This window comes from Pedobacter sp. HMWF019, from assembly GCF_003061025.1.
GTDB lineage: Bacteria > Bacteroidota > Bacteroidia > Sphingobacteriales > Sphingobacteriaceae > Pedobacter.
This window is the reverse complement of the sequence record NZ_QAIL01000254.1, coordinates 1-10,909: the sequence shown is the minus strand read 5'-3', so window position 1 is coordinate 10,909 and position 10,909 is coordinate 1. Positions and strand designations below refer to the sequence as shown.

Genomic DNA, 10,909 nt, shown 5'->3' with positions numbered 1-10,909 from the left:
GTTTTATCTGCAGCCAAAACTTATTTCAAATATATGATTTTGGCTGTGGATAAAAAAATATCCGCAGCCAAAATTTATGTGGTTGCATTAATTTGGCTGTGGATAAATGTGTCAGCAATTATTTTTATTCTACTGTAGCGAATTCCTTTTAATCGTCGTTTTAGTCTAAAAATTACGCTTATGAAAGTCACAGCACATTGGAAAAGTTTATTAAGTTTTTTGTTGCTTTTAACAATAGTAACGAGCGCCTGTAAAAAGAATAAATCGGTTGTGGTTCCTAACCCCGAATTAATTGGTAACTGGACAGAGGATATACATCCTGGTGTTTCCTCGATCATGCCAAGGGAATTGATATTGTCAAAAGACAGCATCCGTTTTGTGTCCTGGGACCAGGCAACCCAGCAAGTAACCTATGTGCAGGGTACATACCGTACAGAGGGAAATAAGCTGATCACAAATTTTAAGGAAATCGTGATAAGAAAAAATAATGACAAGATTATTTCAAGGACGCCTGTAAGCGGTGGTTATTTTGACAATGCCACCTATTTGTTGAATGGAAACAAGCTGACTTTAAACTACACAAGTTATCCGGCCGATGCACCTACGCCTGCAACAATGACCTTTAACCGCATGATTTTTGATTAAAAGCGTCTTTTGGGGTTCATTGAACGAGAGTTAATTCCACATCCCGGGCAGTTTTTATAAACCAGGGACTAGGAAAATCTAACAATAAACTGTAGGTTTATCTCGTCATTAATGAATTGCAAAAAGAGAATCGGCATTTATATTTTCACCCTTGGGGTGTTTATGTTCCTGTTGCGCCCTTGTCTGGCCTACCAGTTGTCTAGAGTTTCCGGTTGCAAAACCAATGCTGCTCAGGCCTGGAATCTATCTCAACGGCTGATCAAAAAAAAGGATGATCACCACATGCAACAGGCAGAAGTGGCGACTGTTAAGGTCTTTACGCAAAAGACACCTGTCTATTTAGTCAAGATATTGTTTAATGCCCTCGTTCCAACCGGGAGTACCTATCCTGTTCCATTGCTTCGGTGTGGGCTATACCACTGTTTTCAACCGGGTGCGCCCTGAGCCCATCTCTTTGTTTCCAGCACTAAAATGATCTTAGTGCTGTCGTTCCATCACTAATAGATAATTACTTAGACTTAAATTTGTTCGGTATTTTATGAGAGCAATCCTCAAAACCCCATTTCTTTTATTGACCGCTTTTGGTCTGACAGCTGTACCTGCGTTCGCGCAATTGAATAAAGTGAAACACGTTGTGGTCATCTATATGGAGAACCACAGCTTTGATAATCTGTACGGGCAATTTCCTGGTGCAGATGGCCTGGAGCAGGCTAAACAAGAAAATATTATCCAGTTGAATGCTGAAAATCAGCCCTATAGTTCACTGCCGCCGATTCCACGCAGCAGTGCTTTTCCAACAAATCTGCCCAATACCTATTTTAACATCGATCAATATGTAGCTGCTGACCAGGTTAGTCCCGATGTTACGCACCGCTTTTACCAGGAGCAATTGCAGATCAATGGCGGGAAAATGAATAAGTTTGCTCATTATAACTTTACCAAAGGTTTCGCTATGGGGTATTATCGCACCAAAGATTTGCCACTATACGATCTTGCGAGAAAATACACGGTGTGTGATCATTTTTTTCATAGCGTTTTCGGGGGGTCATTTCTGAACCATCAGTGGCTGGTTGCCGCTGCTACACCTATGTTTCCTAATGCACCTGCCAGTATCAAGGCGCAGGTAGATGCTCAAGGTAAACTCGTCAAGGATGGTACAGTAACGCCTGATGGGTATGCCGTGAACACCATCAATTCCATCAACCTATACCCGAAAAATGGTAATCCTGCTTTTCTGGTGCCGAACCAGACCGGACCCAATATAGGTGACCGTTTGTCTGATAAGGGAATATCCTGGGCATGGTACTCAGGCGGATGGAACGATGTTATGGCAGGTAAACCAGCCCCATCGTTTACTTATCATCACCAGCCTTTTGCTTATTTCGCCCGTTATGCTGCAGGCACACCGGGTCGGAAGGAACATCTGAGGGACGAGACCGAGTTTTTGGATGCGGCGAAAAAAGGTACGCTGCCAGCAGTTTCTTTTGTGAAACCTATTGGTCTGGAAAACGAGCACCCAGGTGAGTCGACTGTGACCGGTGGAGAAAGTCATGCTGTGGAACTGATCAATGCGGTCTTGAATGGACCCAATGGTAAGGACGCTGTAGTTATTCTGACCTATGATGAGAACGGTGGTTTCTGGGACCACGTTGCTCCGCCTGTAATTGACAAATGGGGACCTGGAACACGTATACCAGCCTTGATCTTCTCTCCTTTTGCAAAGAAAGGTTATGTAGACCATAGCATTTATGAAACGGTAAGTATCCTGGCTTTTATTGAAAAGAGATGGGGTTTGAAGCCGCTCAATGACCGTGATAAAAATGCCGACCCGCTAAGCCATGCCTTCGAGTTCTAGAGTTATTGCTCTGGTTTTTCTGGCAATGGCGACGGTTACCCTGCTCTCTCTTCGACAGCCGGATACACCTGTTAGTCAGGTTAAACAACAACTAATCCGTCAGGCGGATAGCTTACTACTTGCTGTTCGATTGCTGCAGGCCACAAAAGTGGATATTGCGCACAGTCAGTTGCTGCAAAAGCGTTTCCGCAACGTCCGTTTGGCTTATAAGCGCTTGGAGTGGGCCACGGAATACTTCGACCCGCTTACCGCAAGGCAGGTGAACGGTCCGCCGGTGCCGGAAACTGAACTCAGCGGATTGGTGGTCCAACCTGATGGGCTACAAGTTGTTGAACAATACCTTTTTCCGGGCGTTGCTTTAAAGAACAAGCAGGAACTGAAAGGTTTATTGGAGCGTCTGGCTGTTAACGCAGCGGAATTCAGAGAATACTTTCTGCGGGCAGATCTGCAGGACTGGCAGATTCTTGATGCCTTAAAACTGGAAGTTTTTAGGGTGGAGACACTTGGTCTTAATGATTTTGACGATCCTTTGTCTAAAAATTGTTTTGCCGAGTCGGCAGCAGCCTTGCAGAGTTTGCAGCAAGTGACAGGTTATTACAATGATATGCCGGAATTTGATCCGGCCATCCGCAATTTGCAAGGTCCGGTAAACTTTGATCGTTTTGACCGGGCCGCTTTTATGATTCGTTATGCCAATCCACTGAGCAGGGCACTTCAGAGGCTAAAGACCCGGTTAAAATTACCGGATATCCGCTATAATCGTCTGCTCAACCAGGATGCTGCAACTTTGTTTGATGCGAATGCCTTTAATCGCAATGCCTATACTGCTGAACCCGGAGATTCTGTAACGGCCGAAAAGGTTGTTTTAGGAAAGAAATTATTCTTTGATCCCCTCCTTTCAGGTAACGGCAAACGCAGTTGCGCTTCCTGTCATAAACCCGAACTGGCTTTTACCGATGGTTTGGTCAAAAACCTGGATATTACCGGTAAAAAAAGAATTGCCCGGAATACCCCGACATTAATCAATGCTGCTTTACAGCCCAGGCAATTTTATGATATGCGTGCGCCTTCACTGGAAGATCAGGCACGGGAAGTGGTACAAAATCCTGACGAAATGCATGGTGATGTGCAGATCTCGGCCGGTAAACTATGGGAGGACGAAAACTACCGAAAACTGTTCAGTCTAGCCTATCCCGGGCAGGGTCGCATGGCCATTGATACTTTTGAAGTTATGAACGCACTGGGCGCTTTTGTACGAAGTTTGACGGCGTTGAACAGTCGTTTTGATGCCTATATGCAGGGAGAGCAACAGGCCATGAAAAAAAGTGAGTTGGCAGGGTTTAGTCTCTTTATGGGCAAGGCACGCTGTGGAACCTGTCATTACCTGCCGCTGTTCAATGGTTCCTTGCCACCGCGTTATATGCAGATGGAAGCTGAAGTGATTGGCGTGCCTCAAAAAAGAAATGCTAAACAGATTGATGCTGACCCGGGTCTCTACGGTATCCAGCCAGAAGATTTCAATAAATATGCTTTTAAGACCACTACTGTGCGTAATGCTGCCCGGACTGTGCCATACATGCACAATGGCGTATTCCAAACCCTGGAAGAAGTGATCGATTTCTATGATAAGGGCGGTGGTACGGGGGCAGGAATTAAAGTTCCTAACCAGACTCTGGACGCCGCACCGTTGCACCTGAACAAAAAAGAAAAAACCGAATTGATCGATTTTATCAGGAGTCTGGATAGCCGGTAACAAAAAACCGCCCCTGCTTAAGGAGGCGGTTTTTTGTTCATGCCAGGTGATGACAGGCTTATTTTATGCCGATAATGGTCACATTATCCAGGCGCATGCCCAGCGTATTTGCTGAGGCAGAACCGAAAAATTCAATGGTATTGGTGCTCAGTGCCGGGATGTCACTAAGTTCAATAGTAGAGAACTTGTTGTTGTCTGCATTGCTAACCGGACGGCTTGGAACAGTGATCTGCACACCGTTCACTTTTACAGTGATCACGTTGAAATCAGAAACAGAAGTTCCAGAGTTTGCATTAGGTGCAAGATCATATTTTAACTTAAGTTTCTGATATCCGGACATATTAACGCCTTCAATTTTCAAAGAAGCATCTTTAGTTGCCGGGAACCATACATGAATATTATCCGGATATGCACTGATGGTTCTCAAATCTGCGGTACCATAGCTGTCGCTGAAGGTAAATGATGGATTTGACCAACCGGTATAGGCACCGATTTTCGGTTTATTTGTAGCTGCACCTGTTCCGAAAGTTTCTGTAAAAAGCACTTCTTCAGTACCTGTCGGTGGAGTTGTATCGTCTTTATCCTGGCCAACACTGTAAGAACCTGAAGGAACTTCAATCCAGTTGGTGATGGTCGCGCTTATGGCCAGTGCTACCGGTGTTCCGGCAGCTCCGTTTCTTAATTCTATCTGATAGGTGTATTTTTTACCCTGTTCAAATTTAGTGCCGGCAGGTAAACTCAATTTAAACTTGCCTCCAGGTAAAGTAAAAGTGATCTGAGCAACACTAGCGTCAGCCACAGGCAATACGATGGCTTCGGCTGTTACATCTGAATTTTTGCTTCCAATTTTTGCAGACAGATCTGCAGTTTGAGAAGCGCTGCTCAATACACCTGTAGCCAGATCAAAGTTTGCTTTTGTATTTAAGCCCGAGATAGTTGTGCTTAAGCCAGTTAGGTCTGTAACGCCTTCACCCTTTTTTACGGTAAATTCTACTTTCGACAATTGATGTGAAAAAACGAGGTTTGCATTTGCACTCGTTTTGCTTAAAGCATTGGCATTGTTGGAATACAAAAGATCGATGGCGGCCGGATTGCTTTGGTTATTAATATCTACGGGATAAGTCGTGCCGTTAAGCGTTGATTGTAAAGGATAATAGGCAATGAAGTCAACAGCCTTTCCATCTTCAGGAAAATAAATGGTCTGATCTGCTGCTGAAGGCTGAAAATTGCCGTCGCCAGTAGTTTTGTAGGCTTTGTTTGAGGCCAGTACGTTGCTGAGTCCGGTTCCGGTTTTCATGAATACCCCGATTTGATCATTCGCTTCCCAGGTATCATTGAGGGCCTTGGTTTTGATTTGGCCATTAATGCTGGATGAAAAGGTTACAGCCTTAGTACCAGGTACCGGGGCAGGAGTGTCTGGTGTATTGTTTTTTTTACAGGAGCTGCTTATCATGAACAGGGTAAGCGCCGAAGCCAATAGAATACTTTGATTTTTCATAATAGTTTTAAAGTTGTTCGTGTTTATGTTTATTTCCAGATCGTGTTGTCGATAGTTGTTTTCGCTTCATTTGAGATTTTCGGGAAGAAGGTATAGCCCGTTTCTTTCTCCAGATCGCTCACATTCATTCTATAACTGTTATAGGAGTTAGAAGAAGGAATGATCTGGTTATCGATTTTGAAGGCGATGGTGTAATAGGTATTGCCCTTTTTCATGGCCAGTGCTTTATAGTAATATTTAGGAATCGCAGATCCTTTGAGATAAGTTATGGTGGCATCTGTTTTGGATTGGATTGCGGCACCTGTAACGACGTATAAAGTATCACTTTGTGCACTCCAGGTCCTCACTTGTGACTCCAGGTTATTCCAGATCCCCTGGTTCATGGATGAAATCTGTGCCGTCATATTGGTATAGTAGAAAGTTGTTGCATTTAGCTCTTTTGTAGCGGTACGGTCGCCGCTTGGAATCTGATGGCCCCGGTCATAACCATTCCCAAATGAACTGCTTAAATTTACCTGCAGGTCTTGTGCCAGTGAGGGGTCAAATGCCCAGGCATCAGTACGACCTGAACTACCGATATAGGACGAATGCAAAGGGTAAGCAACCCAATAGGCCATTTTATATTTTTTATCATATAACATGGCGTAATTTCTAACATTGGTACGTCCCGGAAATCCGTGAGCAATATAAACCGTATTCGGATCAGTAGTGAGTACTGGTGTTTCCATATAACCAGAAGTAACAGGAGGGGTAGTTACTGTTTCCTGATCAAGTATAAAGGTGCCTGAGGGTACATCATTCCAATTGGTAATGGAAGCTTTCATGGAGGCTGCTGTACCTGGGTTTCCGGTTCCATCGACATTCAGCTCAATTTCATAGGTGTATTTTTTGCCCTTCTCAAACTTGGTATCTGCGGGCATTTTCCAGGTGAAGTTTTTTCCTCCAACAGTGAATAGAACTTTTATTACAGTCTCTGTTGTGGTTGGAATCACTATGGCCTCAGCAATCGTTAACCCATTTCTGATGCTTGTTCTGGCTTGGATATCTGCTGTTTGGTCTTGTGTTGTCAGTGCTCCAGTGGTCAAATCAAATTCAGCATTTGTTTTTAATGCAGATAAACTTGCCTTCAGTCCATTAAGGTCAGCTACACCTGTGCCATTTTTTACCGTAAATTCTACCTTTGACAGCTGATGGGAAAAAACAAGGTTGGCATTGGATTGACTTTTACTCAGGTTAACGGCGTTGTTGGAATAGAGTAAATCTATAGTACTTTGTACGGCTTGGTTACTTACATCTACCAGGTATTTAGTGGTGGTTAAAGATGGATTATAAGGATAGTAGGCTATAAAATCAACCGAACTGCCATCTTCAGGATAATAGATGGTCTGGTCTGCAGCACCTGGTTTAAATTCTCCATCTCCCAAAGTTGAATACATTTTATTGGCAGAAAGAATATTGGTTAACCCTGCTCCTGTTTTCATGAATACACCAATGTTGTCATTGGCGTTCCAGCTGTTGTCGATGGCTTTTGTTTTGATCTCTCCATTGATGGATGAAGAGAACTGTACGGCTGTACGACTTTCATTACTGATCTCCGGTGCTTTATCTTTTCGGCAGGCAGTGCCGAACAAGACAAGGAAGATCATACTCGTTAAGTGTAGATTTTTAATTCTCATATGTTATTATTTGTTTTGATTTTTAGTTTGGTCACCTTCCCTGGGAGGAGATGTTCTGAATGGAGAGATTCATTTATGATTATGGGGAGCGTTTTAGATGTTAATCCCAGATACAAAGAAACGTCCAGCCCGGTAAGCTTTTCGTTAATTCTTAAAAAAGCTTAGGTTAAGTTTTGGAGCATATTCTTTAAAAAAACAAAGAAAAAATAACACTAAAAATGCGGAGGATAGTTTTTTTTCCTTACTCGTGCACATGAAGTTACACTGCTTTTTTACGGGTGCTAGTGTGTAATTTTCTTATTTTCAGCGTTTTGATGTTTCTTGTGTTGCCGTTCGTAACAGACTGAGATCTGGATTTCTGAAGATTAGGTCTGATGGATTTAGGAACAACTCTTTTAACCTTAGACGGGCCGGGTCATTTCTACGTTCATTTCAAGTCCTCTGAATTTGAGTACTTTTGGATGATCCAGACAAACGATATAAATTCATCAAGATCTGCGCGATTATGCAGTAGAATGACCAGGATCAGATGGATACACCAAAATAAAATATAAGTAAATGAACAGGGTTTCGATAAGCGCTTTAAGGCTGATCTTTTTCTTGATGATTACAGTTGCGGGCTTTTCCTGTAAAAAGGAAAACAACAAACCTGCAAAAGAAAAAGTGAAAAAAATGGTCCTTGTATATATGGAAGCTAATAATGACCTGAGGTATGATGCGATCAACAGCATTAATAGTATGGAAAAAGGCGCTGCGAACCTGGATGGAGTATTATTGGTGTACATCAAAACAAGTAGCGTGAGATCTTATTTACTTAAAATCCGTTATGATCTGGATGAAAGCAGGATTGTAAGTGATACTGTGAAAACCTTCCAGGCCAGTAGACCTTCAGATGCGGAGTTTATGAAGGATGTGATCAGCTATGCTCAAACTGAATATCCGGCAAATAGTTATGGTTTGGTCCTGTGGTCGCATGCGACTTCCTGGGCGCCACCAAGTTCTGCAGCAATCACCACCAAATCGTTTGGACGTGATACTGGGCAGGAAATGGATATTATAGACCTCAAAAATGCACTGAGCAATAATTTTGAATTCATACTGTTTGATGCCTGTTCAATGGGTGGCATAGAGGTGCTCTATGAATTTAAAGATAAAGCCAAATATATTATTGCCTCTCCGGCAGAGACCTTGTCGGAAAGCTTCCCTTATCAGCAAATCACACCTCTGCTTTTTCAAGACGCTTCGGCGGGGCTTAAGGCTGTTGCAGAGGCCTATTACGAACACTATAATGCTTACAATGACGATCGCCAGTCTGCTACAGTTACCTTGGTCAATACGGCAGAACTTGTGCCACTTGCCAACCAGATGAAATCGCTTCTTGCGAAAACCAAGACTTATGGAAGTGAATTTACCCGGGATGGGATACAACGTCTTGATTTTACCTCTAATTTTCCTGTAGCAAGTTTTGACTTCGGTGATTTTTTAGTGCATAACTTTGATAGCAGCAGTCTTTCAGATGTGCTGCTGCAACTCAATAAAACGATTCTGTATAAGCAGGCTACCGCTAAATTCCTGGGTATTCCAATTCGTACTTTTTCAGGGCTTACCTGTTATATTCCTTACCAGACAGATGTAAATTTAAGTTATTACAAGAAACTGGATTGGTATAAAAGCAGCGGTTTAAGCCTGCTGTTTGAGAAATAAATTTTGTGATTAAATATTATTGACCTCGAATCCTCCGTAAGAAACCATCTCTGCATTGTGGTCTACAGTCAGATTTAGCTTCATACTTTCAATGAGTGCTTTTGCCTGACTGATGTTTCTGTGAAGGTCATTAATGCCTCTGATTTCAATTCCTTTGGCCAATAGTTTAAATTTACTCGGCTCGAAATTATGGATGAATTTTTGCAGGTCTGAACTGATCTTGATGTCTGTCTTGTTCATATTAAAATGATTATCCGTCTTTTGGTGGCAAAACAAAACAATTTGTTTTAACTCCTGTATTGGATAATGTTATCTTTTTAATAAGAAACGGGGATATCCGTATAAATTAACAGCAGCTTAACAAAGGGGTTTTGTAGATAAGCTGCTGTTAATTATTTGCTGCTGTTCAGCTGTCTATGTTACTGTTTACAGGGTAGCCATGTCGATTACGAACCGGTAGCGTACATCACCTTTCAGCATTCTTTCGTAAGCATTGGAAATGTCTTTGATGTCAATCAACTCTATGTCGGAAACAATATCGTGTTCTGCACAGAAATCAAGCATTTCCTGAGTTTCAGCAATACCTCCGATTCCTGATCCGGCTACGCTTTTACGCCCGCCCAACAGGGAGAAGGGTTGGATGGCATAGGCTTCGGAAGGAACGCCAACACAGATATGTGTTCCATTGGTCTTTAACAGGGAAAGATAAAGGTCCATATCATGTACAGCTGATACGGTATCCAGGATAAAATCAAATGAACCTTTTACAGCTTCCAGTTGTGCAGGATCTGAGGTTACGACAAAGTGGTGTGCACCAAGGGCTTTGGCTGCCTCTTCTTTGGACGGAGAAGTACTAAGTACGGTAACTTCAGCACCAAATGCAACTCCGAATTTAACGCCCATATGTCCTAAACCGCCCAGGCCTAAAACAGCCAGCTTGTGGCCTTTTCCTACTTTCCAGTGACGCAGAGGGGAATAGGTCGTGATCCCTGCACAAAGTAACGGTGCGGTAGCGGCCAGGGATAGTTTTTCTGAAACCTGTAATACAAATTCTTCACGAACGACAATAGAATTAGAATAACCACCATAGGTAGGTACACCAGATCTGTCTTTGTTGTTATAGGTTTGGGTACTGCCTTCCAGGCAGTATTGTTCTAATCCATCTTTGCAATTTTCGCAGATCTGGCAGGAATCTACCATACAGCCTACACCAGCAAGTGCGCCTTCTTTGAATTTTTTAACGTGATCACCTACTTTAACGATCCGGCCAACGATTTCATGACCAGGGACCATTGGAAACAGACCTGGAAACCAATCGTTCTTAATCTGGTGGAGATCTGAGTGGCAAACGCCACAATATAAGATTTCAATTTGGACATCATGAGGTCCTACATCCCGGCGTTCAAAATTCCAGGGTGCTAAATCTGTTTGTGCATCTTGTGCAGCATATCCTTTTGCTTGTATCATGGTTAAGATCTTTGTTATTGTACATAACAAATGTAAAGCTTGCAAATTAATTGGGAGTTAAAACATTCAAAGGAATACTTGCAAATTTCAAACAATTCAAAGAAATACTTCAATTATCGTGGCGGCGAAAATTTTTGTTTAAAAATTAGACTATTCGCTGTCTGAGCCAAAATGAATAAACTGAATAAAAGCGATGCTTGATCTTTAAAATAGCCGTTTTTACCCTAAATAAACCACTTTTCTATTTTTTACCCTAATCCGTTAAAGCCCTTGTCAAGGCTTGCTTTTTCTGTCTTTAGGCATTCTATCAT

Annotated in this window: 9 protein-coding genes; 5 read left to right on the top strand and 4 right to left on the bottom strand. The window is 42.5% G+C overall.

Annotated features, from left to right (window positions below; all coding sequences use genetic code 11):
* Nucleotides 1-180: 180 nt before the first annotated feature.
* The 4 genes from DBR11_RS14685 (at nt 181) to DBR11_RS14670 (ending at nt 4,253) form a co-directional block, all read left to right on the top strand.
* Nucleotides 181-645 carry a hypothetical protein gene (locus DBR11_RS14685; protein WP_108553410.1) on the top strand — a complete coding sequence of 155 codons (465 nt, stop codon included), beginning with the start codon at nt 181-183 and terminating at the stop codon, nt 643-645.
* A gap of 111 nt (nt 646-756) precedes the next feature.
* Nucleotides 757-1,089, top strand: coding sequence for a hypothetical protein (locus DBR11_RS14680; protein ID WP_108553409.1), 333 nt, complete (start codon nt 757-759; stop codon nt 1,087-1,089).
* A gap of 94 nt (nt 1,090-1,183) precedes the next feature.
* On the top strand, nt 1,184-2,500 hold the full coding sequence (locus DBR11_RS14675) for an alkaline phosphatase family protein (RefSeq protein ID WP_108553408.1): 1,317 nt from the start codon (nt 1,184-1,186) through the stop codon (nt 2,498-2,500).
* Nucleotides 2,484-4,253: a cytochrome c peroxidase gene (locus DBR11_RS14670; RefSeq protein ID WP_108553407.1), complete on the top strand. Its 1,770-nt coding sequence runs from the start codon at nt 2,484-2,486 to the stop codon at nt 4,251-4,253. The genes DBR11_RS14675 and DBR11_RS14670 overlap by 17 nt, the downstream gene beginning before the upstream one ends.
* Nucleotides 4,254-4,311: 58 nt before the next feature.
* Here DBR11_RS14670 and DBR11_RS14665 read toward each other — a convergent pair whose 3' ends face one another.
* Both DBR11_RS14665 and DBR11_RS14660 read right to left on the bottom strand, forming a co-directional pair.
* The gene (locus DBR11_RS14665; RefSeq protein ID WP_108553406.1) at nt 4,312-5,751 is read right to left on the bottom strand and encodes a fimbrillin family protein; all 1,440 of its coding nucleotides are present in this window, start codon (nt 5,749-5,751) and stop codon (nt 4,312-4,314) included.
* 29 nt (nt 5,752-5,780) lie between these two features.
* The gene (locus DBR11_RS14660; RefSeq protein WP_108553405.1) at nt 5,781-7,427 is read right to left on the bottom strand and encodes a fimbrillin family protein; all 1,647 of its coding nucleotides are present in this window, start codon (nt 7,425-7,427) and stop codon (nt 5,781-5,783) included.
* Nucleotides 7,428-7,985: 558 nt separating this feature from the next.
* On the opposite strand from DBR11_RS14660, the gene DBR11_RS14655 reads away from it, so the two are divergent.
* Nucleotides 7,986-9,131, top strand: a complete 1,146-nt coding sequence (locus DBR11_RS14655; RefSeq protein ID WP_108553404.1) for a clostripain-related cysteine peptidase — start codon at nt 7,986-7,988, stop codon at nt 9,129-9,131.
* 9 nt (nt 9,132-9,140) lie between these two features.
* Here the strand turns inward: DBR11_RS14655 and DBR11_RS14650 are convergent, their stop codons facing one another.
* Nucleotides 9,141-9,371 carry a hypothetical protein gene (locus DBR11_RS14650; RefSeq protein WP_108553403.1) on the bottom strand — a complete coding sequence of 77 codons (231 nt, stop codon included), beginning with the start codon at nt 9,369-9,371 and terminating at the stop codon, nt 9,141-9,143.
* A 186-nt stretch (nt 9,372-9,557) separates the two neighbouring features.
* Nucleotides 9,558-10,598 carry an NAD(P)-dependent alcohol dehydrogenase gene (locus DBR11_RS14645; protein WP_108553402.1) on the bottom strand — a complete coding sequence of 347 codons (1,041 nt, stop codon included), beginning with the start codon at nt 10,596-10,598 and terminating at the stop codon, nt 9,558-9,560.
* Between the last annotated feature and the right edge of the window lie 311 nt (nt 10,599-10,909).

Excerpts from the sequence above, each read along its gene's own strand:
- DBR11_RS14685 (WP_108553410.1), top strand. The coding sequence starts at position 181 with ATGAAAGTCACAGCACATTGGAAAAGTTTATTAAGTTTTTTGTTGCTT.
- DBR11_RS14680 (WP_108553409.1), top strand. The coding sequence starts at position 757 with ATGAATTGCAAAAAGAGAATCGGCATTTATATTTTCACCCTTGGGGTG.
- DBR11_RS14675 (WP_108553408.1), top strand. The coding sequence starts at position 1,184 with ATGAGAGCAATCCTCAAAACCCCATTTCTTTTATTGACCGCTTTTGGT.
- DBR11_RS14670 (WP_108553407.1), top strand. The coding sequence starts at position 2,484 with ATGCCTTCGAGTTCTAGAGTTATTGCTCTGGTTTTTCTGGCAATGGCG.
- DBR11_RS14665 (WP_108553406.1), bottom strand. The coding sequence starts at position 5,751 with ATGAAAAATCAAAGTATTCTATTGGCTTCGGCGCTTACCCTGTTCATG.
- DBR11_RS14660 (WP_108553405.1), bottom strand. The coding sequence starts at position 7,427 with ATGAGAATTAAAAATCTACACTTAACGAGTATGATCTTCCTTGTCTTG.
- DBR11_RS14655 (WP_108553404.1), top strand. The coding sequence starts at position 7,986 with ATGAACAGGGTTTCGATAAGCGCTTTAAGGCTGATCTTTTTCTTGATG.
- DBR11_RS14650 (WP_108553403.1), bottom strand. The coding sequence starts at position 9,371 with ATGAACAAGACAGACATCAAGATCAGTTCAGACCTGCAAAAATTCATC.
- DBR11_RS14645 (WP_108553402.1), bottom strand. The coding sequence starts at position 10,598 with ATGATACAAGCAAAAGGATATGCTGCACAAGATGCACAAACAGATTTA.